We start from the raw sequence: 24671 nt of genomic DNA, 5'->3' as shown, positions 1-24671 counted from the left end.
GCATCATCATGATTGACGAAACAGTGATTAAAAAACTCGGTGACGAACTTTTTGAAGCGCTACAGTCGCGCACCAGCCTGTCGCCATTGACCGAACGCTACCCCGGCATAACGCTTGAGCAGGCCTATCAAATCTCTTTGCAGTTTCTCCAGCGTCGCGAGGCTGCTGGACAAAAGCTGATCGGTAAAAAAATCGGCGTCACTTCAAAAGCGGTGCAAGACATGCTCAATGTCCACCAGCCTGATTTTGGTTTTCTAACCGACGCGATGCAAGTCGCAGATGGCAGCACCGTTAGTAAAGCTGAACATTGCTTGGTGCAGCCGCGCGCGGAAGGTGAGATCGCATTTATTCTTAAAGCAGATCTCAACGGCCCTGGCATAACCGCCAGTGATGTCCTTGCCGCCACTGAATATGTTGTGCCCTGTTTTGAAATCGTTGATTCACGTATCCGTGACTGGAAGATTGCTATTGAAGACACCGTTGCCGATAACGCTTCTTGCGGTGTCTTTGCTCTCGGTTCTGCACGCATTGACCCACGTACCGTCGATCTAGCCAATGTCGAACTGACCATGACCAAGAATGGTGAGCCGGCCGGCAGCGGCCTTGGTTCCGCTGTACAAGGTCACCCGTGCGAAGCGGTGGCGTGGTTAGCCAACACCCTAGGCAAACTGGGCATCCCGTTCCGTAAAGGTGAAATCATCTTGTCTGGTGCACTGGCCCCCCTTGTTCCAGTGACAGCGGGTGACCGTATCGAAATGAACATTAGCGGACTCGGCTCTGCCAGTCTGACGTTTACCGACTGAGTCAACTATCGGAGATCACACTATTATGAGTAAAAAAATTCGCTGCGCCATTATTGGCCCCGGTAACATCGGCACAGATTTGCTGTACAAGATCCAACGCAGTGATTTTCTTGAGGCGGTGTGGATGGTGGGCATTGATCCCACCTCTGAAGGTTTACTGCGCGCTAAAGAAATGGGTTTGAAAACCACCGCTGATGGCGTTGATGGTTTACTGGCGCATATCAAAGAAGACGATATCCGTATCGCCTTTGACGCGACATCAGCTTATGTACACGCAGAAAACAGCCGTAAGCTCAACGAGCTAGGCGTGTTGATGATCGACCTTACGCCGGCAGCGATTGGTCCATTCTGTGTACCACCGGTCAACCTTGATGATTGCCTAAGCAGCGGCGCGATGAACGTCAATATGGTCACCTGCGGTGGTCAAGCCACGATTCCATTAGTGGCAGCGGTCTCACAAGTACAGCCCGTCGCATACGCGGAGATTATTGCCACTGCGGCCTCTAAATCAGTTGGCCCGGGCACACGTAAGAATATTGATGAGTTTACCCGCACCACATCTAGCGCCGTAGAAAAAGTCGGCGGCGCGAAAAAAGGTAAAGCCATTATTGTAATTAACCCAGCGGAGCCACCGCTGATGATGCGCGATACCGTGCACTGCTTAGTCGAAGGCGAACCGGATCAAGCAGCGATCACTGCATCCATTCACGCCATGATCGCGCAAGTACAGAAATACGTTCCGGGTTATACCTTGGTCAACGGCCCTGTCTTTGACGGTAATCGCGTGTCGATTTTTATGGAAGTAGAAGGCCTTGGCGATTTCCTACCTAAGTACGCCGGCAACCTCGACATTATGACTGCAGCGGCTGCACGTACGGCAGAAATGTTCGCGGAAAAATTACTCACTCAGACTGTGGCTTAAGGAGACTGTTATGGACCTTAAAGGCAAAAAAATCACCGTTCACGACATGTGCTTGCGTGACGGCATGCACCCCAAGCAGCATCAAATTTCTCTCGATGAAATGAAAGCCATCGCGCAAGGACTGGATGCCGCTGGTGTGCCATTGATTGAAGTCACTCACGGTGATGGACTGGGCGGCGCTTCGGTGAACTACGGCTTCCCTGCGCACTCCGATGAAGAATACCTCTCGGCGGTGATTCCGCTGATGAAAAATGCCAAAGTCTCAGCGCTACTGTTACCGGGTATCGGAACGGTTGAACACTTACATATGGCCAAAGACTTGGGCGTCAACACCATTCGTGTCGCCACCCACTGCACCGAGGCCGATGTTTCTGAGCAACACATCACTGAAGCACGCAAGCTCGGCATGGACACTGTTGGCTTCTTAATGATGGCGCACATGAACAGCCCTGAAGGCCTGACCAAACAAGCTAAGCTGATGGAAAGCTATGGTGCCAACTGCATTTACATCACCGACTCAGCTGGCTATATGCTACCGCATGATATCCATGCACGGGTGTCAGCAATCCGCGCGGCGTTAGGTGATGATATTGAAATCGGCTTCCACGGTCATCACAACCTGTCGATGGGTGTCGCCAACTCGATTGCTGCCATTAATGCAGGTGCCACTCGAATTGATGCCGCTTGCGCAGGCCTAGGTGCGGGTGCGGGTAATACTCCGATGGAAGTGTTAATTGCCGTTTGTGATCGCATGGGCATTGAGACCGGTGTCGATGTGTTTGGCATTCAAGATGTGGCTGAAGATTTGGTGGTGCCGATTATGGACTTCCCGATCCGTAGCGACCGTGATGCATTAACGATGGGTTACGCCGGTGTGTATGGCTCATTCTTGTTGTTCGCAAAACGTGCCGAAGTAAAATATGGCGTCTCAGCCCGTGAAATTCTCGTAGAAATGGGTCGCCGCGGCATGGTCGGCGGTCAGGAAGATATGATTGAAGATACTGCGCTAACGCTGCTAAAACAGCGCCAGGCATCGGCTTAACGCCTATGAAAAAGCAGACCGGCAGTCGTCCACTCGGGTGGCGTATCCATGGCTTTCTGGCACTTCTAGTGGTGACTTACGCTGGAAGTTTTATGGGCCGCCAGATCATGTCGGTGATGATCGAACCGATTAAGCAGGAGTTCGACGTCAGCGATGCAGCGATGGGGTTGATCTCCGGCTTAGCCTTCGCGGTCGTCTATGCTTTTTTAGGATTACCTGCCGGTCGTTTATCCGATCGGCATATCCGCACACGAGTGCTAGCAATTAGCCTAGGTCTTTGGGCTTTCGCAACCTTGCTGTGCGGTTTTGCTATCAGTTTCTGGATGCTGATTTTTGCACGAATGCTGGTGGCTGCGGCGGAAGCACCGGTGACACCTACCTCATTATCACTAATTTCTGACCTGTACCCCCCACACCGGCGCTCACTGGCGATCAGTTGTTTTACCGGTGCGCCGACCCTTTCCAGTATTATTGGCCTTAGTTTAGGGGCATGGGTCATCGACACCTATGGCTGGCGTACTGGCTTTTATGCCATTGGCACACCACTGATCTTGATGTCACTGATTTTCGGGCTGCTGATCAAAGAGCCCACTCGCGGTCAATGGGATAGCGGTGGCGGTACAGAACCACCTCGAGAAAGTTTAATCCAAGCGGCGCTGAAACTGCTGCGCAATAAAGATTGTTTTATGCTGATTGGTGCCAGCGCCATTACCACCTTCAGTGCTTTCTCTTTTGCGATGTGGAACACTACCTTTCTGGTGCGCTCGCATGAATTGTCATTGCAGCACGCAGGTATCTTGGCAGGTATCGTTACTGGTCTAGCGGCTGCTATCGGCAGTTTATTCAGTGGCTGGCTGACAGATCGACTGAGCGCACACAACCGCGCGTGGCTGGTACGCATCCCGATCATCGGCCACGTTGTCGCAACTGCCGCCATGATTGCCTATTTTCTTACGCCGGCCGGCATAGCCTTTGATCTAGCCGGTGTGCCAATACCCAGCGCGATGATCTGGTGTGCTATTTCAGGCTTTTTCACGGTGTTTTGGGTTGCGCCCTCCTTCAACCTCTTGTCACAACTGGTCAGCCAATGGCAGCGCGCCACCGCTTTCGCGCTGCAGACCGTGTTTACCACCTTATGTGGTGTGGGACTGGGTCCGTTAGTCACCGGTGCACTCAGTGATGCATTGATTCCCTATGCTGGTGAAGAATCTTTACGCTACGCACTGATTATCGTCAGTATCACTGTGATCATCCCAGTGCTAATGCTCTGGTCGCTATTGCGCACTAAACCGTGGCTCCACCTAGGAAGAAATACAGCAACTGCAGAGACTGCAAGCTCTCAAGCACACTAAACTGCGGATAATACCAAGACATGCCCGCACTAACCGATGCGGGCATGTCTGTCAGCTAAACAAGCAAAGCACCTTCACTGGCGGCCCCCACTAATAAGGGACTGACCAGAAGAATCAGCAGAATCGAAACAACGCTAGCAAGATGCCATCCTGTACGCTTGGCCGCTGAAAGCACAAAAATTATCATCACCGCGCGCACCCACGAACCGAACGGCAGACGACAATGCTCATTCTGAGCCACGACTGATGGCGAGAACCGACCCAAAGAAATAGTCGTGCGTTTCAATGTGCGAGGCAATCGCGTCACCCTAGCGCTAGCAGAACGACCCTGCCAACGATGCTCACTGTCCCCGTGCTATTACCGTGATACGTGCTGAAGCCAAACATACCGCTAGTTAACACGTAAATAAGTCCAACAGCCCCCGCTGTGCATGCATAGCGGGGGCTGCTTACTTTTAGGGATATAGCAAAGCGTTTATTCAAATGGACGATGAGTTTGCTGATGAATCTGCTAAACCTGCATCTGCTCGCATGACGGCACAACAACAATAAAGGACGCGTGATGAACCATAAAACCAAACACTCGCTATCACAGCGCTGGTTGATTCCAGTGTGCGCCAGCCTCGCCCTGCACGGCTTAGCGCAAGCTGAAACACCTGCACAAGCCAACGCTGATCAGCCCTCATCGCAATGGATGACAGGCTTCCCTCCCGCGCCTGAGCGTATTATTCGCAACTCCGATGCCGACTTCTTTGCCGGTGAAAAGCTGCGCTGGACCGTCTGCCACATGCAGGAATTGCTACCCACTAAGATTTTGCATCGCGGCCTGAAACCCGCGGTGAATCTTGATTACCAACTCGATGCAGATCTGGCCAGCGTCAGTTTTACACCAACAGGTACGCAAGACAGCATGACCTGGGAGCAGGCCTTCACCGTCAATAAAACCGACGGTGTTATTGTGCTGCACAAAGGTAAAATAGTGTATGAGCGTTACGACGGCTGCCTAGATGAGCAAGGCCTACATGCGTCGATGTCCATGACTAAATCCTTGATTGGCCTGCTCGCAGAAACCCTGATTGCCGAAGGCCAGTTGGATGAAAATGCACTGGCTGGTGATTTGGTTCCCGAATTAAAAGGCAGCGCATTTGGCAGTGCGACTGTGCGGCAAATTATGAATATGACCACCAGTCTTAAATACAGCGAAGACTATTCTGACCCTGAAGCGGATGTCTGGAAATATTCCCAAGCCGCCAGTTCAATGCCAAAACCAGGCGACTATAAAGGCCCACGCAGTTACTTTGAGTACCTGCAAACCGTTCAGGCCGAAGGCGAGCACGGCAAAGCCTTTGCCTATAAAACTATCAACACCGATACTTTAGGTTGGATCATTTCCCGCAACACCGGCAAGTCTGTGACTGAACTGTTATCAGAGCGTATCTGGCAACCGATCGGCGCTGAACAATCAGCTAACTTCACCATTGACTCGATTGGTACGCCCTTTGCCGGTGGTGGTCTCAGTGCGGGCTTACGTGATCTCGCTCGTATCGGCCAACTGATGCTCAACGACGGCAAACTCAATGGCGAGCAGATAGTGCCTGCCGCAGCGATCAAAAACATTCGCCGCGGTGGCGACCCTAAGCTGTTCACTAAAGCCGGCTACAGCAGTATGCCTAACGGCAGTTACCAGAGCATGTGGTGGCACTTCCATAATGCTAACCAAGCCTATGCCGCACGTGGCGTGCATGGCCAAACCATTTATATCGACCCTAGCGCAGAGATGGTCATTGTGCGCTTTGCTTCTCACCCGCAAGCAGCTAACGCTGGTAGCGATCCCACCTCACTGCCCGCCTATCAAGCAGTGGCTGATTATCTAATGAAATAAAATAATCAAATAGCGATGAGCACAGTGTCTGCTCATCGCTATAAAACAATCTAACTAAGGCAAATACGCCTCAAAGTTCTCCCGCAACGTCGCTTCTGGCGTGGTATGCGTAGTGACCGCAGTAACGGCTACTAAACCAGGCAGCTCGCCCAGTTGTGGCAGTACTGCTGTACTCTCATCATCCATAGCCAACCACAACAACGCATCGTAAGGAAACTCGCTCTGTGCATTGGCGACGCGCAGATCTAAGCTTGCATGCCGCACCCCAGATAACTTGGCCACCCATTCCTTGGCAGCCTGCTCTACCGCCGTCTGATAGTTCTCTAAATCTGCATCAGCACGCTGAAACAGTAACAAGTAGCGTGGACAGCCCATTGTATCGTCAGTAACACCCAGCAGTGTTTGCTCACGCACAGTCGCTACTCGAATACGCTCAGGGTTCATAAATTTAAGCTCATCATCCACCATCAAGGCGCGCGAGCGTGACCGCATCACATCACCACCCCGAAAACCGGGATCCATCCCGAACTCACTCAGGCAATCAAAATCCAGCGCCGCAGATTCCACTGCAACATGATTGCGGGTGTAGCGGGTAAACGGAAAATGTTGCATCCCCAACCAGCAGTGAATGTCTTCGTAATAGCGTTTAAAAGCAGACGCAGAGAGATCGTTGCGTCGTGTAAGCAGAGAAATAGATTTCATGCGTAACCTTTCTATGTGGCAGTCAAAGAGCAAATACGTCTATTTAAATCGCAAACTCTCACACAAGCTAACCTAAATGGACGATGCTCATCGCCTGCCTGCAATAGATTCTAAGTAATAGTTACGCTTTTTAATAACAATAAGCCAAGAGCACACACCATGACCAGTTCGCCAGAGTTAGCGTCGCAACCTACAGCAAGTGAAACGGCAACAGATGCACAACATACACAGGTGTATCCCAATCAGCGTCAAGCATGGATTGTCGTTGCCGGAATGGCGATATCATTATGTATTCTTTTTGGTAGCATCCTAAACTCATTCGGAGTTTTCATTCCGCCGATAACCAAGACCTTCCTATCGACGAACGAAGAAAGCGCCAATATTGCTTCTGCTTTTATGTTGACCATGACCTTAGCCATGCCTTTAGCAGGTTGGTTACTTGATCGTATCGGCCCACGAGCGGTGATGAGTTCGGGTGCCGTACTGATGGGCTTAGGCTATTTTTTAGCATCGATCAGCCAAGATATAAATAGCATTACCCTCGCCATGGCGGTGAGTGGTGCCGGCGTCGGCGCGTCAACCTATATACCGTCTATCGCCTTAGTGATGCGCTGGATCGATCTCAAACATCAAGGACTAGCCTTAGGTTTGATGCTCTCTGGCGGCTCTATCGGATCGATGATTTTTCCAATGCTACTGACACACATCACTGAGTTGTATAACTGGCGCGTGGCGATGCAGTTTATTGCCAGCCTCGCACTGTTAATTTGTGTACCGATCTTGCTGTGGCTAGCGCGCCTGCCTAAACAACCTTTACCCAGTAGTAACACGCACAATAATCTACAGAGACTCAGCGGTCAGTCCATCGGCAAAGCAATGCGTATGCCGCGTTATTGGTTATGGGTCGGTCTGCAAATACTCACCACGCTGAGTACTCTAGGTATTATTGTCAATGTGATTCCCTACCTGATATCCGTTGGTTATTCCCTACAAGAAGCGGCAACTATGTTTGCTTTTAAAAGCGTGGCAGGACTTTTAGGTAGCTTTACCTTCGGCATTTTAAGCAGTCGGTGGGATATTAAACCTCTACTGATGATTGGCCTCGCTATCGGCGGCTTTGGTATTCTCGCCTTACTACTCGGTAATGACCCTTCATTTGGCTTCGCTGCTATAGTCGCGTTCACCGTTGCTTGGGGCGCTACCTTTAACCTAGTCAATCAGCTATCACCGATGCTGATGGAAGAAACCGTCGGCCAACGCAACTTTGGGACCTTACTCGGCATTGGCAACCTCATTGCCGGTGTGGGTGCCGCGTTTAGTCCAAAGCTGATTGGCTATTTATTGGACACCTCAGGCAACTACTCTACAGCTTTAATGTTGTGTGCGGCATGCATGATTGCAGCGCTAATCCCTCTAGCCTTTCTACCTAAACGTATCCCTATCAGTATCACTGAGTAGACTGCGCAAAGCGCTTATCAAGGAGGTGACGGTGAAGCATGATCAACACGATAGCAGTACTCTGCTGGATCTGGTTGGGCTTATGTATGAGTCCATCAACGAGGCTTCGCCTTGGTATAGTTTTGCCGACAGATTGCGCCAGACGCTGGGAGCGAAAGCAGTATCGATCACCTTACATCACTCGCCGGAGCTCTCTCATGACATCCAAGTGATGGCCGTTGCGCCGAATGATCAAACCGATTGGCAGGCAGCAGAGATGAGCTACCGCAAGCGTTTTTCTCATATAGAGTTATTACAACCCAAACACCTCGCGCCGGGACAAATACTCGCTATTGACGCGTCGATGGTGGGTAGCGAATGTGCGGAGTACTTTGCTGATCTTGGTATTCAAGGCTCACTGAGAACCTGTTTTAGCGAATCTTCAGGTGCAATGCGCTGCTGGGTTGATATCGTACTGGACGACAAAACGGCGTGTCAGCCATTTAACCAGCACGCCTTTGAATTACTCAGCGTGCTGTCGCCTCATTTATCTCGAGCTTTGGGTCTGTATGTCAGACTGCAACGGCAAGAAACGCAAAAAGCTATTTATGAGTCCAGCTTAGACCATCTTTCTTTAGGCTGTTTAATGCTGGATGGTCAAACTAAAGTACTCTGCGCCAATCAGGCCGCGCAAGACATCATTAACCAATCCAGTGGACTGTCCATCACCCAGCAACAATTAATCTTGCATGACAAACACACACAGTATGAGCTCAATCAAGCCGTCAGCCATGCCATGAGTATACGAGCCTTGCCGAATAACAGCGACGACGATGAACGTTTAATTCGAGTGCGCCTAGCAGATGGCATGCTGCTCGGTGTATTAGTTGCTCCGGCACCACTCACCGCCCACTACCAAGGTAAACGTGTCCCCAACGTGATTATTTACCTTGCCGAGTTGGGCAATGCTCGAATCGTAGGCTCGGTCGAAAAGTATGAAAGCACCGGGGCCTCAGTTGCCCGCCTCTTCGGCCTCACCCCGCAAGAGGGCAAACTGGCTCTGCTGCTGGCCGCTGGACGTACCATTAGCGAAGCATCAGAACAACTGGGCGTTGCCGTATCAGCCGCGCGCAACTACTCAAAAAGCATCTATGCCAAGCTTGATATTAGAGGTCAAAGTGACCTCGTACGCTTGGTCTGCAAGAGCTTCGCGTTATTACGCTAAACACTGGTGCCAACTGGTACTAGCGAAGTACCCCAAGCCCTGAGTAGGATGGAATCAGCACGGCTAGCACCGATTGTGGTCAGCTATTTCTTATCCGCTATCGAGGTACAGGACATTGGCCTGGAAAAAATACGTAGAGTCTCAGGGTGCACAAGCGCTATCAGCAGCCAGTTATGAAGCCGGTGCAATGCCGATTAATTACAGTGGCTGGCCACTTGAGCAACCGGCCACTCAATATGCGCCATTAACAGACGATATCACTGCCGATGTTGTGGTTATCGGTGCCGGTTTAGCCGGTTCTTCAGTGGCATTGCATCTGGCCGAGCGTGGTATAAAAGTCGTTGTGCTCGAGGCGCAGCAACCCAGCGCTGGAGCTTCGGGTCGTAACGCGGGCCATATTCAACCTTACCTTGCCTCCTTTGAACCCTTGCAGGCGCACAAAGACGGTGGCCGGAAATTCACTGATTATTTTACCGGTAACCGCAATATTATTTTTGATCTGTGCAGCAAGCATGGCATCAGCGCTGACGTCTATGATAATGGTTTGATTGAAGCCGCTAAAAAACCCCATGCTGAACTCGAACAAAAAGCTAAGCTGTGGCAATCGCATGGTTACGCTATCGATATCCTCGGCGCTGACTCACTAAAACACATGCTCGGTACCGACGTGTATAACTACGGTTTACACTGGCGCGAAGGCGGGCAAGTGAATCCTTACTTATTCACTAACGGCATGGTCAACACCGCGCTCACACTCGGTGCCCAGGTGTACGGCGACTCACGTGTACTGGCGTGCGATAAAGTGGGTACTCACTGGCGTGTTCGTACGGCAACCGGCAGTGTCACTGCTGCACAAGTGGTCATCTGCACCAACGGTCACAGCGGCAATAAATTTTTTCCTGAACTGCAACATACTCAGTACCCTTTGCTGGCGTGCGGTCTAGCGACACGTCCGCTACCAGACGATCTATTAGCCAGCATTAATCCTGCTCGGGTGGTGTTATCACAACACCCGGCTGGGTTGTATCCCCTAGTGATTGATAATCGTAACCGTCTGATCACTGCGACGATTCCAAGTATGGGTCGCGCCCAACAGGCTGATCAGTACTTTGCCTACTTTCTACGTTACCTACACCGCACTTTTCCTGTGACTCGCCACGCCAATATCAGCATGGAGTCGTACTGGACTGGCATGACTGCCAACTCATCGCATCATTACGATAAGTGCTATCCCAAGCTGTATCAGGTCGCCAACGGTGTGCATGCGCTGATGAACTTTGGCTCATGGGGCAATCTTTTAGGACCGATGATGGGGATGAGCTTGGCTCATGCGCTTGCTGATGGTCGTCTGGATGACTGCGTCTTGCCTATAGAAAAGCCTCAAGCGGTACGCTTCCCTGGACTGTTTCAAACCAAAATACGCCGCACGCTGATACCGATAGCACGCTTGGCCGACCGTTTTGATCTGACCTAAACAATCAGTCTGAGTGATCTAGCGTGGCTCTAATAATAAACAATCATTAATAATAAAAAAGGAAGTGACATGAAAGTTTTACTACTGGGTTGCGGTAATGTTGGTTGTAACGTGGCGCGCCAACTGGTACCTCTGCATACCGATATCAGCTATACCGTCGCGGACTTTAATCTCGAGGCGGCGCAACAATTAGCGGCTCATCTAGGGGCGAACGTCAGCGCGATCAAAGTCGATTACAACGACCGAAAAAGTCTAGATAGCGCACTAGACGGCGTCGACCTGATTTTTAATGCTGCCGGACCTTTTTATCGCAGTGCAGTACCCGTTATTGAAGCAGCCATCAGCGCCAAAGTGAACTATATTGATGTTAATGACGACCATGACGTCGCTGATAAGTTGTTATTCAAAGGTGACTATAATCAGCGCGCCATAGCTGCGGGGATCAAGATTATTATTGGTTGTGGCTCAACCCCAGGCCTAACTAACGTTGTCGCCAAAATGCTAGTCAATACGATGGATACAGCCACCGCCATCCATTTATCGACCATCGTACCTTTTGTACCTAGCATGTTCTCTCCTGCCGTGATTGACCATATGATGCATATCACCAGTGGCGAGCAAACCCAGTTTGAAGATGGCCAATACGTGATGAAAGAAGGCTGGGGCGGCCGTCGTGATATTCCCTATAAAGAACCCTTCGGCAGCATGCCAGGCTTCTATATCGGACACGGTGAAACAGTCACCTTGCCCCACTTTATTAAAGGTCTGCAACAGGTCAGTAACCGCATCGGCTTCTTCCCCAATGCGGGTAACGATATCTGGCGTTCATTTATCGATTTAGGTTTTGCCAACAACGATCCGATCGAAGGTATTGATCTATCGCCGCTTAAATTTATTTCCAATTACCTGCCCAGCCCCGCCAGTCAAGAGGCCATGAGTGTCGACTTGAGCCAGTTACCGCGCAGTGTCGCGTTCCGCGTTGAGGTTGAAGGCGAACGTAACGGCAGCAAGGTTAACAGCGTCGTTGAATACCATATCCCTATGTCCGACCCCTCCTCTGGCGTCTCCAACGATCCAACACCGACCTGCGCACGCTTATTTATTGAAGCACTTATCCGCGGTGAAGTGACAGGCAACGGCATATTAGCGGCTGAAGTCTGTGTTGATCCAGAAAGCTTTGTGAAGGCGTTTGCCAAAGCCTCCGGCTCACTGTTTATCTCAGATGAATGCATTACAAAAAGAGGCTTTCTTGAGGACTGATCGCCCGCTTTGATCCAGTTCATGCATTGTATCATCACAATAAAAGCCCTAACTGCCGATGAGGCGCTCGGGGCTTTTTTATTGAATACTCAAACGGACGATGCAGTATTTATTGACTCTGACAAATTGTGGTCATTCATGATCCATACTAAAAACAATACGGAGTCATTTAATGTCACAGACAATATTCGGATTAACAGGACAAATCGCACTGGTCACCGGTGCGGGTCGCGGCATGGGTGTTGGTATCGCGCGAATGCTGGGTCGCCTCGGCGCCAAAGTGGTAGTAAATGATTTTTATGCTGAACGCGCCGAAGAAACCGTTGCTGAACTGCGTAAAGAAGGTATTGACGCCTTTGCTGCGCCCGCCGATATTACTGATTATCAGCAAGTCGCCGCGATGGTCGCTAAAGTGACTGAAGAAATCGGTGCTATCGATATTCTGGTGTCCAACGCCGGCGTACCCACCGATGGTATGGGCTACAAAAAGTTTCTGGAATCAACACCCGATGATTGGCAAAAATTTGTTGACCTTAATATGTTTGGTCTGATGAATGCCTGTCATGCAACCGTTCCGGGCATGGTCGAACGCGGTTACGGCAGGGTAATTGCCATCACCTCAGAATCATGGCGCGCGGGCTTACCCATGGGTATTGCTGCTTATGCCGCATCAAAAGCCGGAGCGGTTGGCTTTATTCGCCATCTCGCAGCAGAAACGGGTCGTTCAGGTATCACCGTCAATGCCTTATCGCTTGGCACCATGAACAACTGGGACTCTGATGCGCTGGCTAAGAAAACCTGTTTTGTACCGCGCGCAGGCAGTCCAGACGACGTTGGTGCAGGTGTCGCCTACTTTGCTTCTAAAGAAGCCTCCTGGGTCACAGGGCAAGTATTACCCTTAAACGGCGGCTCTCTAACCGCATAAAGATTGTTTATCACCTCAAGTCGTAAATAAAATCACTGCTAAACGATTGATTTTAAAATAAGTTTTGACACATCTCGAAAAGTGCGTATACTTATCGGCGCGGGATGGAGCAGTCTGGTAGCTCGTCGGGCTCATAACCCGAAGGTCGTAGGTTCAAATCCTGCTCCCGCAACCAATTTTAAAAGCCTTAACTTTCAATGAGTTAGGGCTTTTTTTATGCCTGTAATTCCGTGCTTTAAAGCCGTCTAAAAAGCCTCCGTGCCCAAACCGTGCCCTGGGCGTGCCCATTTTGAAATTTCAGGTTTTTTGCTTTGACGGATTTTGACCGTAAGTCTTCTTGGGGCACTGCTGTTTTCTCACGTGCCTTCAGCCAATATTTACGCGGGTGGATAAACTACTTTGGTATTGCCAGTGGCTACCCTATCAGCACTGCGTTGAGCGGGATCGTTGGATCCGGCGCAGGATGCGAATCGACAGGAGCATCTTGGACACCAACAACTGCTGGGTTGTCTAAAAAATCCACACCAATAATGATAGCACTGCCTGTAGCCACTAACTCTGTTGAAGCTTTCAAGTGCGACATATACTAATAGTTATAAGCAGCGTTTTGCATGAGCACGCCTTGGTTTGTATTGGCAAAGGGAGCTTTAAACTCAATGTAGTGATATTTGCTCGCCTCACCATCCCAAATTCACAAATTCACAAATTCACAAATCATATTATTTGGTTATGCGGTCTATCGCGGCAAAGCGTTGGTTTAGATCAATGGTGTACTCAATACCCGCGTCACGGCTATGGTAGTGAGCAGCGGCGTAATAATATTATGCGCTTGAATCAGCTAGGTACAAAACTCAAGCTTTAGGCAGCCTTCAAAGCTATTAGTGAGTGTTGAAATAATAGCTTTGCGCTCATGACTGATCGAGCCAATCAACGTTTTAAGCACTGCTCCTACACTTTATTATTTAAACGTTTCATACCCAGCGTAGTAATTCTGTACTTTTGCTTAGAGCTAGTAGGCTTGTCAGGCAGAGTGTATTCAATTAACCCTTGCTCTAATGCGGGATTGATATAGTGATCGCGTAAGTGTCTGCGGTCCTTAAGCTGCATAGCCTCACGAACCTCAGCATTACCTTGCTCGCCTTTGTCAGCCAGTAGTTTTAACAAGGTTGCAACTGGTGGGGTGACTGGTGGGGTGACTGGTGGGGTAGCTTGTCCGGTTTCATCTATGAGTTGGCGGACATACGCTTTAGGAAACTCAAAAATAACCCATAATCCACCAGGCTCAAGCTGCCATTTTGGCGCGGGATAGTTTCCCTGCTTACACGTATCAATAATGCGTTCTATGCCGCGCCCCCACGACTCGATTAAGCCTGCGCGAAAAAACGTGTTGGCGATATCTGGGTTAAATGGGCATGACGCATGTTTGGACATCAGCTTATCTAGCGTCCAGTTTTCTGGCAGATGGCCGGGATTCCAAATCATGAGCTTGTCAGGATACACACTAACTTGAATAGCGGTTGCGCTTGCATAATCTTTATGAACTACAGCGTTTAAAAGAGCTTCACGCAAAGCAGCCAGAGGAACAGGATAGCTTTCTTTGCGGTAGAGCTCGTCATAGCTAATTAAGGCTCTTAAGTATTTAAGCTTGAGTACTTCGATGGTATTTTCAATCTGGGTAAACAGATTGCCGACGACTTCATCATGATGCAGCAAGTCAGCATCATTAACGCCAAAAGCACCGATTTTAATGCATGCGCCTGTAACAAACCGCTCAGGGTCAGGATGAAACAGTAAAGCAACAGCGCGTTTTAAGTAATGATTCTGAGTTAAGCGTAAGCGTTCTAGTAGCAACTGGAGACTGTCATTGACGATGCTTGCTGGCAAACGCTGGCTGTTGATCGCCAGCTCGCTAAATTTCTTAAAAGTAGCGGTATCTAGGCTGCCGACTTCAAGCCCTGGCAAAGGAACGGCATCCCAATGCAAACCTTGTTTGCGAAGCAGAAAGCGGTCCAGTGCTGCACCTTTAAGTTCTTGCTTAGTGCTACCGCTACGGTAATGGTATTCACCCTTATAGCTCACTGGATAGGGGTAAGCAGGTACTTGAATGTGTAATACTTCTAGGTCGTCAGTAATTTTGAGATTCACATCCACAACGATGCCAAGTATGTCGCGAATTTTATTGGGGATATCTTCCAACAATTTACTGGCCTTTTCGACGCCAACCACTTGTCCATGATCGTCATAACCGACCATCAGAACACCACCTTCTGCGTTGGCAAATGCGCTGATCCATTTAAGACATTCGTCTTTCCATTGACGTTTAAACTCGGTCTGTTGTGATTCTTTCATTGAGGAGGTTCCTGACTCATCTGGGTGGTGGCGGCTGAGAATTGAAGTACCAGTAACAATAAGCGACCCATACTGCTTCTTTATACGTGTCTATTAGCTGGCCATGACACTGCTCATATATGTGCAGTACGAACAGCTTATCACCTAACCATCGATAGATTAACGCCTCCACAACATAAGCGCCTGACGACCTAAATGGACGATCATTAATCGAGTGAATAGCACCCAAATTCGGGCGACAGTCATGAGCATTGCCCGAGAATATGTACAAATTCAGCTAAAATTTCGTGAGGAATATTTCTAACTTATAAAGATTTGTAAATCAGTGGTGAAGGGTTAGGCTAGCCGCTAGCCCTTGATTAGCAAGAGGTGTGGGTTTATGTACATTAGAGACGTATACGATGGTTACGAACTCATAACCCGAAGGTCGTAGGTTCAAATCCTGCTCCCGCAACCAGATACTAAACCCCTAACTTTAAATAAGTTAGGGGTTTTTTTATGCCTATAGCTTTTTGCTCCCAGCAGCAATAAAGCAGCTCCGAGCCCTGCACGTACCTTTTTCAAAAGGCATCATGTTGAACGCCTTGTTCACTCTACCGACAAAAACTCTTATACCTATGACAAGAAGAATGCGAGATGCCGGCTATCAGGTGATGGTTTCTACATGAGTACAACGCACTATAACGACTCATAAATCTGAAGCAGTGAAGGTGTTAAAAATATCAAGACTAATAGTTTATAAATTATCTATCAATGTTTTTGCAACTGGATTTATTAACGTATTAAAAAGCAAGATGACTTATAAATACTTTAACATTCAATAAACGGCTTGATGAATACCAATCTAGGTTTTCATCAAGCCGCCTTATAATATTTAAATATAAATAATAGATATCACAACCTATACAGAAAACTTTTAATAAATTCTGTATCCAATCCGTATAACAGTTATTTTATCTCTCAACTCTACCCACACTCATAACTACGCCCATAAGGTGTTTCAATAACGTATTTATTCACTAATGACCATTAACGCTTGCACACCAGTAAACCTAATAGAAAACCAATTCCAGTACCGATAGCTAAGGCTTTTAAGGGGTGCTTACGAACGTATTCTTCGCCGTCATGAAGCGTCTCTTTACTGCGTTCAAGCACAGCCTGCTCTGTTGAAATGAGCGCGTCACGTGCACGTTGCAAGCTAGAACTTATCTGTCCGCGTAGCTCTTCAGCTTTGTCACCAGTCAGTTCAGCGGAGTGTTTTAATAATTGCTCAGTATCAGCAACGAGAGCTTTAAAATCTGTCGACAACTGATTATCTTTTTTACTTATATTTGTAGTTTGCTTAGCCATTATTTGTATCCTCTTTTTTAGAACAACGTAGCTTACACTAAACTTAAATAGATATTTTTGTCAACTTTTAAAACTAAGCATATTACATGTGGAGTATTACTAATAACCGTTCATCGGCTAGTTTGAACCAAAATTATATTTTTTTCTCTAAAGCAAACAAAGACAGAAGCTATTATTGTAGCTTTAATATGTTCAGAGGATAAGAAGATGAAAATAATAAACTCTAAAAATGCTGGTCTTTTTGTGCTGACAGCGGTCTTGAGCATGTCATTAACACTCGCAATTGCCAATGACGTAGGCACCTCACGTCAAGATAGCCCTAGCCCTTTTGGTGCGGAACAAGACCCAGACAGTGGTAAAGATCATGATATGTCTAGAGACAGCACGATTACGAACGAAGTGAATTCAAGCTTCTCGAATAAAAAAGACTTTCGTGATACAGCCATTGTCGTGAAAACTGAGAACGGGGACGTTTCATTATCAGGTGAGGTTTCTACAGAAGCACAACGCGAGATGGCAATTAGTAAAGCTAAAGCAATTCCAGGTGTTAACAGTGTCAACTCTGACGAATTGAAAATCCGGAATTAAAGAGTCGTTTAATCGCAAGCAGTGACGTTTAAAGTACTCGCGTATTATTTAGACATAAAAAAACCCCAAGAGGCCGGCTGATTAGCCAAGCTCTTGGGGTGTTTATGCAGCAGTTTTGTCTCTTAGCTGATTAAGACAGTCACTTAACACCCTGACCGATTAACACGCCATTGACTGTTTCGCCATAGAGGTTTACACCATCGTTCGCGTGGAACTTAACTCGAGTCTTTTCAATGTCACCCTCCACTAAACGTGGGTCTTGTGGGCGTTCATGGCTGTTCATAAATGCCGCAACATCCCATGCCTCTTTATCGCTCAAGGTGCCACCTTTACCTAAAGGCATATTCGCTTTGATGAAAGATGCTGCCGTGTTAATGCGGTGCATTCCGGCACCCCAGTTAAATGAGCTTTTACCCCATAGCGGTGGGAATACGTAGTTTTCCCCTACTTTTTGGCCTAAACCATCAGCGCTGTGACAAACAGCACATTGCTCAGCATAAATGTTCTTACCGTTGGCAATGTCATAACCGCCTTCTGGTTGTGCAACGTCAGGATAGCCACTTCCTGGTGTTTTCACCCCTGAAGGGGCACCGGTCGCTAACCAGTAGGAGAATGTTGTCAGTGCAGTCATTGTCTCACTGTCTGCGGCAGGCGGTGTGCCATCCATACTGAATTGGAAGCAACCTTGAATGCGCTCTGCATAAGTATTTACTTTGTCATTTTTCTTACGATACGCAGGGTACATCGTATACGCGCCCCACATCGGTGCAGAATTTGCTAGACGGCCTTGATCGAGGTGACAGTTCACACAGTTCAACCCGTTACCCACCAACTCTGGCACTTGACGCTTAGTGTCAACAAAGATGGCATGACCTTTACGCACCATTACACCAAAAGCATTATCCGGCAAGTCCGCTTCTAATGGAGGCAGGTGATATTGCTCGCTCTCTGCTTTGGACGGAGCAGGCTTTAATTGCGACTGATCTTCCATTGCAATAGGTGCCGCAATAGCAGTGCTGATAGCGGTTAGAGCAAAAATACTGACTAATAATTTTTTCATGGTTTGCTCCTTATTTACCAAGACCAGCAAAGTAATCAGCCACGGCAATGATTTCTTCTTCGGTGAGTGAGCGCGCAATATGGCCCATTAAATCGTTTTGATCGTTTTTACGAGTTCCTTGCTGCCATGCATGCAGCTGAGCTGCCAAGTACTTTGCGCCCTGCCCGGCCAGCGGTGGGAACGTATCACCAACACCGACACCACCCGGCCCATGACACGCAACACACTCAGGAATAGAACGGCTCCAGTCACCACGAATAGCCAACTGCTCACCTAAACCCTCAGGTGTTTTTGCGCGAGTGATTTCAGGTACTTGCACCTTATCAAGACTCGACATGTATTGAGTGACGGCTTTAATTTCTTCTTCAGTTAATGCGCTGGCAATAGGCAGCATGATCGCGTTTTCACGCAAGCCTTTTTTAAAGTCATGGATTTGCTTGGATAAATACACTGCCGAATCACCAGCAATTTTAGGGAAGCCACCGGCATCCATACCTTTACCATCGGGCATGTGACAGGTGACACACGCTAAAGCGCCCGGTTGAGAGCCGCCTTGTTTATAGATTTTCTCACCGTCATCAGCCATTGCTGGACTGATAGCAGCAGCTAATAAGCCACCATAAATCAGGTGTTTAAATGCACGCATAGGGTATCTCCTCGCAAGTTACAAAATGAATTGCGATGCAGTGTGTAATAAGGTTTGTGAACGATCCATTGACATACGACGCTTGCTTTGACTCGATAAGCTTTTTAGTTTTTATTAATAGCAGCTCAACGCCTTAGACTTAGTTAGTATAGTCTAAGAACTTAAAGTTATTTAGTAAACCTTTAGCTAGACCATTGGCCTCATTAACTGACACTGTGCCTAGTATTTCAGGAGCACTGACTTTGTGTTATTCATGTTGCAACTCGCTCGTAGTCATCACAGGGTCCTTACTCTGCAGGTTTGTAAAACTGTATGGCATTACGTCCACTGTCTTTGGCCTGATACATCGCCGTATCAGCGTGTTTGAATAAATCTTCAATGCCGACCTCTTGCCCCAAGAACAATACGACGCCGATACTCGCCGTGCATGAGTGTTCGATAGCGGTACTGACCTTGCCATCATAATTAACCGTCAACTGATAAAGATCTGCCAGAGAAATGCGGATTTTCTCTGCAACACCCTGTGCTTGTTGATACGAGAGCGCTTCGTTTGTACTTAACTCACTGAGTACAACAATAAATTCATCCCCTCCAAAACGGGCAACCGTGTCAACTTCACGCACACATTGTTTCAAGCGTTGCGCCACTTCAATCAGCAAGACATCACCAGCAATATGGCCATGAGAGTCGTTAATCGGTTTAAAATTATCCAGATCAAGAAAAATCAGTGCGCCATAGCATGCGTTGCGCTTACTGGCAGCCATGGCGTGGCTCAAACGATCATTAAGCAAATTGCGATTCGCCAACTTAGTTAGCGGGTCGTAAAAAGCCAATTGACGCACTTGGTCTTGGATCTGCTTGCGCTCAGTTATGACTCTAGAGATACCATAGAAGCCAATCACGTTACCCTCAGAATCAAGCTCGGGGTTGTAGCATATTTCCCCCCATATCCAGCGGCCATCTTTACATCTATGTCTCGCTTCGAATGTGACGTCAGTTAGTGGTATCCCCCGTGCTTCAGCCGCCAGCCTTTGTTGGGCGGCCCTTTTGATTGATGCAATTCCCTCGCTATCAAACATTTCAAAGACGTGGTGACCTAACACTTCAGCAGCGCTGTAGCCGCGGCGTTTTTCATCAGCGGGACTGATATAAGTGAAGCGATATTCAGCATCCAGCTTCCAGACAACATCAACAGCATTCTCAGTCATCATGCGGAAATGAGCTTCGCTTTTGCGCAAGTCATCTTGCGCGTGCTGGTTTTCTACAATCGTTTGTGCAAGTTTCTCATTAGTAACCTGGAGTTGGTTATTGATCTCAGCGAGCTGTTTGGTTTGTTCGACAATCTGTTTTTCTAACATCTGATTACGCTGCTCGAGCTCCCACAGCGCTAGAACGTCGCTATCTTTAATGTTGTCATATGGGATCGAATGGCTGCTGTGAGAAATTTTCCAGCCGCTCGATTCCTTGCGAAATATCAACACTAAACGAACAGTTTTGACGAGTGGGGCTTGTTCTCCGATCGGCAGATGAACAGTGAGCAAACCCGTTGTTACAGCGATAGCCTCTGTTAGAGATTGAATGAGCAATTCTTTGCGCTCAATACGCAGAGGCTCGTTGACCTGAGTAAAACCAGGGTGTGGAACAGTAAGCCAGTTCTCACAATTTTTGACTAGAAAATCACCATCACAGGTAAAGCCCGAAAAATCTTCGCTGAAATAGTCTATGGGGTCACCATTACGGGTGGCATACATACGTAAATAATCGTCAACCAATAGACGTAATACATGCTTGTCGTTTGAGTTCATATGTTTTTTCCCAATAGAATCACGAGCACAAGTGATGACCTCAGCATATAGAATGATATATAAACAATTATGTATACAAGCCTAAATGAGTTGATATTAGCAAAAATATCTAAGAGGTGTACTGATTCTGATAGCGGCCACATCCAGCCCAAAATGACTCTAAAGCATGCTCTTAAAACCATCTAAAAGAGCGACTCAAGAACATCCTTAGCCAATCATAACTCGAAGAGTCTAGGTTCAAATCCTGCTCTCGCAAGAAAATTATTCAAGAAAGCACGGTGTAATCTAGCGACTGATTTAATTCTTTCAGCCCTTTAGCCGACTGACCTGACACGTAGCAACGTGGTTTCATTAAACTGTCATTTAAGCCCCTTAGTATGCAGTCATCGGATGGCGCAGGCTTCCGTGCTGGTACAGATGTGCCAGTTCAGCTTGGTGAATCAATCGGAGTTATCTATGACCGTGAAAATGAAAGCACTTGCTACGGCGCTCAGTCTTTGTACAGCGTTCGCAACATTATCTGTCAGCGCTGCGGTGGATGCAGAGCTGCCCGACTATGTACGTGCCAGTGGTATTTCAGGCAATTTAACCAGTATCGGCTCAGATACGTTAGCGAACCTGATGACGTTGTGGGCGCAAGAATACAAAAAGAATTATCCCAATGTGAATATTCAGATCCAAGCTGCAGGCTCTTCTACTGCACCGCCAGCCCTGGCCGAAGGCACGGCGAATATGGGTCCGATGTCACGGATGATGAAGGACAGCGAAATTCAAGCCTTTGAAGAGCGCCACGGCTACCGCCCGACGGCTGTCCCTGTAGCAATTGATGCCTTGGCCGTCTACGTGCATAAAGACAACCCGATTGCTGGGCTAACGATTGCGCAAGTGGATGCTATTTTCTCGTCAACGCGTCGTTGCAGTACTGGCAAGGATATTACCCGCTGGGGTGATTTAGGCCTAACCGGTGCATGGGCTGAGCGTCCGATTCAGCTGTACGGTCGTAACTCGGTATCAGGGACTTATGGCTACTTTAAAGATAACGCCTTATGCAAAGGCGACTTTAAAAACAACGTCAATGAGCAGCCAGGTTCAGCCTCAGTCGTGCAGTCAGTCTCGTCGTCTTTGAACGCGATTGGCTATTCTGGCATTGGCTATCGCACCTCATCTGTACGCGCAGTGCCTTTGGCAACTAAAGAGGGCGAAGCCTTTATCGAAGCCACACCGGAACAGGCTGCTTCGGGTAGTTTCCCACTGTCACGCTACCTCTATGTGTATGTCAATAAACGCCCTAATCAAGCCTTAGCACCGCTAGATCGTGAGTTTGTTAAGTTGATGTTATCTAAGCAAGGCCAAGAAGTGGTGAACCGCGATGGTTACGTGCCATTGCCAGCAGCTGTGGTTGCGCGTCTGCATAAAGATCTCGATTTATAGATAGATCTTAGGTCGATACAAAAAAGGGGCTTAGGCCCCTTTTTCTATTTGTCATTTTACTGTCACACAAACGTCTTAAAGTGCATGCAACGTTTCGTTCAAGGGTCAGGCTATGCAGGATATATCGTCGCTACTCGAGCAGGAGTTAAACAGCCCGCGTATTCGCGCTCGTCGTAAATTCCGTGCTTGGAAAGATAGATTTGCACAACGTGCGATTGCGCTCGGAGGTTTGAGTGTGATCGCCGCCATCACGCTGATTTTCTTTTATCTGCTCTATGAAGTGGTGCCGCTGTTTAAAAGCGCCAGTATCCAGCAAGAAAGTAGTTTTGCACTGTCTGAGCCAGCACGCTCCAGCACAATCCTCACGATGTTTACTGAAGAGCAGAATGAAATTGCCGCGTTGCTGACTGAAAGCGGTCAGTTACTCTTTATCAATGCGAAAAACGGCGAGCCTTTATTCGAGCAACAACTGGCGCTGCCTGACGCGACCATTACCAGTCTAAAGGTCAAAACGCCCGGCGATGACACCTTGTTGCTAGGTCTGAGTAATGGCCAAGCATTGGCCGTGGCGACCACCTTTAAAGTCGCCTTTGATAGCGAAGGGCAACGTTTAGGGGTTAAGCCGCAGGTCACCCAATTGTTTAACGGCAAGACCTTGCAGCTGGATCCACAACAACGACCGCTGACTGCGATTACCCAACAACAATCCCCGGATGGCATGTTACTGGCTGGCTTGGTCGGTGACGGACAAATTGTGATGGCGTTGTTGCGCCAGCGCACTGACTTTATCAGCGGTGAAGTAGAAGAAACTCTGCAGCCTATCGATTTTCCCAGCAGCACGTTGTACCAGCGTTTACTGATTGCCCCCGATCACCACTTTATCTTTGCTCTGCATCACAGCGGGCGCTTGGATGTGTATAACGCCAGAGATCTGCAAAATATTCAGCTGCTGCACACCCTGCCCTTGGTTGCTCCAGGACAACAGGTGACGCAGATGGTTTTTCAACTGGCGCAGCAATCATTGTTAGTCGGTGATTCACAAGGGCAGATCACTCAGTTTTTTATGGTGCGTGATGAGCATAATCAGCAGCAGCTGACTAAAATCCGCACGTTGAAATTAGCTGATGCGCCGATTAAAGTCTTGGAAGCCGAGCAACGCCGCAAAGGTTTTGTGGCGATTGATAGCACGGGCCGCGTGGGCATTTTCAATACCACCGCAGAAAAGAAAGCCATTGATCAACCACTACTGAGCGGCGCACCTTTACTCGCCGCCTTAGCCCCGCGTGCATCCATGTTACTCATGCAGGACACGCAAGGTGTTTTCCATCGTTATGCCATCGACAACCCGCATCCAGAAACCTCATTGAAATCACTGTGGGGCAAGGTCTGGTACGAAGGCTATAGCGAACCACAATACACTTGGCAGTCTTCTTCAGCATCTACCGAATTTGAGCCAAAGTTCAGTCTGACACCGCTAGCTTTCGGCACACTAAAAGCGGCGTTCTACGCGATGTTGCTATCGGTGCCGCTGGCTGTGTGTGGCGCGATGTACACCGCCTACTTTATGGCACCTGCTGTACGCCGCAAAATCAAACCCGTGATTGAATTGATGGAAGCCTTGCCGACGGTTATTTTAGGATTCTTTGCCGGTTTGTTTTTAGCACCCTTTATGGAAACCCACCTGCCCGGCGTGTTTGCGGTGCTACTGATCATCCCACTGGGCATTATGGCGTTTTCTTTTGCTTGGGCACAGCTACCGGACCGTCTGCGTGATGTCATCCCAGAGGGTTGGCATGTGGTGATCTTGATTCCATTGGTGGCGCTGCTGGGTTGGTTGTCTTTCAGCTTAAGCCAGCCGCTAGAGCTATGGTTTTTTGATGGTGATATGCGCAATTGGCTGAGTAATGATATAGGCATTGATTTTGACCAACGCAACGCCATGGTGGTGGGCTTTGCCATGGGTTTCGCGGTGATCCCAACGATTTATTCAATTGCTGAAGATGCCTTATTTGGTGTGCCGAAATCTTTGAGCCATGGCTCTTTAGCACTCGGGGCAACGCCTTGGCAAACCTTGGTTCGAGTGGTATTACCCACCGCCAGCCCCGGTATCTTTTCAGCGGTGATGATTGGTATGGGCCGTGCCGTAGGCGAGACCATGATTGTCTTGATGGCGACCGGTAATACGCCAATTATGAATGCCAATATCTTTGAAGGCATGCGCACTCTGGCGGCCAATATCGCTGTAGAAATGGGCGAGTCAGCACTCGGCAGCAGCCATTACCGCATTTTATTTCTGGCAGCCTTGGTGTTGTTCTTATTTACCTTCGTGGTGAACACCTTGGCGGATCTGGTGCGACAACGACTGCGTAAAAAATACAGCACGCTTTAATACAGCATTGATACAGGTTTGGGAGCAAA

20 protein-coding genes and 1 tRNA gene are annotated in these 24671 nt (G+C 48.4%); 14 read left to right on the top strand and 7 right to left on the bottom strand.

Annotated features, from left to right (window positions below):
* Window positions 1-8 precede the first annotated feature (8 nt).
* From JYJ62_RS07905 to JYJ62_RS07885, 5 genes are all read left to right on the top strand, one after another.
* On the top strand, window positions 9-803 hold the full coding sequence (locus JYJ62_RS07905) for a fumarylacetoacetate hydrolase family protein (protein ID WP_420042824.1): 795 nt from the start codon (window positions 9-11) through the stop codon (window positions 801-803).
* Window positions 804-828: 25 nt separating this feature from the next.
* The gene (locus tag JYJ62_RS07900; RefSeq protein WP_205341658.1) at window positions 829-1725 is read left to right on the top strand and encodes an acetaldehyde dehydrogenase (acetylating); all 897 of its coding nucleotides are present in this window, start codon (window positions 829-831) and stop codon (window positions 1723-1725) included.
* 10 nt (window positions 1726-1735) lie between these two features.
* The gene (gene dmpG / locus JYJ62_RS07895; RefSeq protein WP_205341657.1) at window positions 1736-2767 is read left to right on the top strand and encodes a 4-hydroxy-2-oxovalerate aldolase; all 1032 of its coding nucleotides are present in this window, start codon (window positions 1736-1738) and stop codon (window positions 2765-2767) included.
* 5 nt (window positions 2768-2772) lie between these two features.
* Window positions 2773-4119, top strand: a complete 1347-nt coding sequence (locus JYJ62_RS07890; RefSeq protein WP_205341656.1) for a spinster family MFS transporter — start codon at window positions 2773-2775, stop codon at window positions 4117-4119.
* 562 nt (window positions 4120-4681) lie between these two features.
* Window positions 4682-6001 (top strand): serine hydrolase domain-containing protein, encoded by a 1320-nt coding sequence (locus JYJ62_RS07885; protein WP_205341655.1) that lies wholly within the window; start codon window positions 4682-4684, stop codon window positions 5999-6001.
* Window positions 6002-6055: 54 nt separating this feature from the next.
* Here the strand turns inward: JYJ62_RS07885 and JYJ62_RS07880 are convergent, their stop codons facing one another.
* Complete coding sequence (locus JYJ62_RS07880) at window positions 6056-6703, bottom strand: hypothetical protein (protein WP_205341654.1); 648 nt, start codon at window positions 6701-6703, stop codon at window positions 6056-6058.
* Window positions 6704-6862: 159 nt separating this feature from the next.
* Between JYJ62_RS07880 and JYJ62_RS07875 the strand changes: the two genes are divergently transcribed.
* The 6 genes from JYJ62_RS07875 to JYJ62_RS07850 all read left to right on the top strand — a co-directional run bounded on the left by JYJ62_RS07875 (window position 6863) and on the right by JYJ62_RS07850 (window position 13199).
* Window positions 6863-8161, top strand: a complete 1299-nt coding sequence (locus tag JYJ62_RS07875; RefSeq protein ID WP_205341653.1) for an MFS transporter — start codon at window positions 6863-6865, stop codon at window positions 8159-8161.
* A gap of 31 nt (window positions 8162-8192) precedes the next feature.
* A complete protein-coding gene (locus tag JYJ62_RS07870) occupies window positions 8193-9365 on the top strand; it encodes a helix-turn-helix transcriptional regulator (RefSeq protein ID WP_205341652.1) in 1173 nt (390 codons plus the stop codon).
* Between the two features lie 115 nt (window positions 9366-9480).
* Window positions 9481-10839: an NAD(P)/FAD-dependent oxidoreductase gene (locus tag JYJ62_RS07865; protein ID WP_205341651.1), complete on the top strand. Its 1359-nt coding sequence runs from the start codon at window positions 9481-9483 to the stop codon at window positions 10837-10839.
* A gap of 69 nt (window positions 10840-10908) precedes the next feature.
* On the top strand, window positions 10909-12099 hold the full coding sequence (locus tag JYJ62_RS07860; protein ID WP_205341650.1) for a saccharopine dehydrogenase NADP-binding domain-containing protein: 1191 nt from the start codon (window positions 10909-10911) through the stop codon (window positions 12097-12099).
* A 172-nt stretch (window positions 12100-12271) separates the two neighbouring features.
* Window positions 12272-13024, top strand: a complete 753-nt coding sequence (locus JYJ62_RS07855) for an SDR family NAD(P)-dependent oxidoreductase (protein WP_205341649.1) — start codon at window positions 12272-12274, stop codon at window positions 13022-13024.
* 98 nt (window positions 13025-13122) lie between these two features.
* Window positions 13123-13199 (top strand) — tRNA-Met (locus JYJ62_RS07850).
* A gap of 240 nt (window positions 13200-13439) precedes the next feature.
* On the opposite strand, the gene JYJ62_RS07845 is transcribed toward JYJ62_RS07850, so the two are convergent.
* The 3 genes from JYJ62_RS07845 to JYJ62_RS07835 all read right to left on the bottom strand — a co-directional run bounded on the left by JYJ62_RS07845 (window position 13440) and on the right by JYJ62_RS07835 (window position 16723).
* On the bottom strand, window positions 13440-13598 hold the full coding sequence (locus JYJ62_RS07845) for a hypothetical protein (RefSeq protein ID WP_205341648.1): 159 nt from the start codon (window positions 13596-13598) through the stop codon (window positions 13440-13442).
* 374 nt (window positions 13599-13972) lie between these two features.
* Entirely contained in the window at window positions 13973-15373 is a 1401-nt protein-coding gene (locus JYJ62_RS07840; protein WP_205341647.1) for a Fic family protein, read from the bottom strand.
* A gap of 1029 nt (window positions 15374-16402) precedes the next feature.
* Window positions 16403-16723, bottom strand: a complete 321-nt coding sequence (locus JYJ62_RS07835) for a DUF883 family protein (RefSeq protein WP_205341646.1) — start codon at window positions 16721-16723, stop codon at window positions 16403-16405.
* Between the two features lie 207 nt (window positions 16724-16930).
* On the opposite strand from JYJ62_RS07835, the gene JYJ62_RS07830 reads away from it, so the two are divergent.
* The gene (locus JYJ62_RS07830) at window positions 16931-17311 is read left to right on the top strand and encodes a BON domain-containing protein (RefSeq protein WP_205341645.1); all 381 of its coding nucleotides are present in this window, start codon (window positions 16931-16933) and stop codon (window positions 17309-17311) included.
* A gap of 139 nt (window positions 17312-17450) precedes the next feature.
* On the opposite strand, the gene JYJ62_RS07825 is transcribed toward JYJ62_RS07830, so the two are convergent.
* The 3 genes from JYJ62_RS07825 to JYJ62_RS07815 form a co-directional block, all read right to left on the bottom strand.
* Complete coding sequence (locus tag JYJ62_RS07825; protein WP_205341644.1) at window positions 17451-18371, bottom strand: c-type cytochrome; 921 nt, start codon at window positions 18369-18371, stop codon at window positions 17451-17453.
* A gap of 10 nt (window positions 18372-18381) precedes the next feature.
* Window positions 18382-19017, bottom strand: a complete 636-nt coding sequence (locus JYJ62_RS07820) for a c-type cytochrome (protein ID WP_205341643.1) — start codon at window positions 19015-19017, stop codon at window positions 18382-18384.
* Between the two features lie 287 nt (window positions 19018-19304).
* A complete protein-coding gene (locus tag JYJ62_RS07815; protein ID WP_205341642.1) occupies window positions 19305-20822 on the bottom strand; it encodes a diguanylate cyclase domain-containing protein in 1518 nt (505 codons plus the stop codon).
* 462 nt (window positions 20823-21284) lie between these two features.
* On the opposite strand from JYJ62_RS07815, the gene JYJ62_RS07810 reads away from it, so the two are divergent.
* The gene (locus JYJ62_RS07810; RefSeq protein WP_420042828.1) at window positions 21285-22253 is read left to right on the top strand and encodes a PstS family phosphate ABC transporter substrate-binding protein; all 969 of its coding nucleotides are present in this window, start codon (window positions 21285-21287) and stop codon (window positions 22251-22253) included.
* Between the two features lie 112 nt (window positions 22254-22365).
* Window positions 22366-24642 (top strand): ABC transporter permease subunit, encoded by a 2277-nt coding sequence (locus tag JYJ62_RS07805; RefSeq protein ID WP_205341641.1) that lies wholly within the window; start codon window positions 22366-22368, stop codon window positions 24640-24642.
* The last annotated feature ends 29 nt before the right edge of the window (window positions 24643-24671 follow it).

Origin of the sequence: Denitrificimonas caeni (assembly GCF_905120345.1) — a bacterium.
Taxonomy (GTDB): domain Bacteria; phylum Pseudomonadota; class Gammaproteobacteria; order Pseudomonadales; family Pseudomonadaceae; genus Denitrificimonas; species Denitrificimonas caeni_A.
This window is presented reverse-complemented; position numbering and strand designations above follow the sequence as displayed.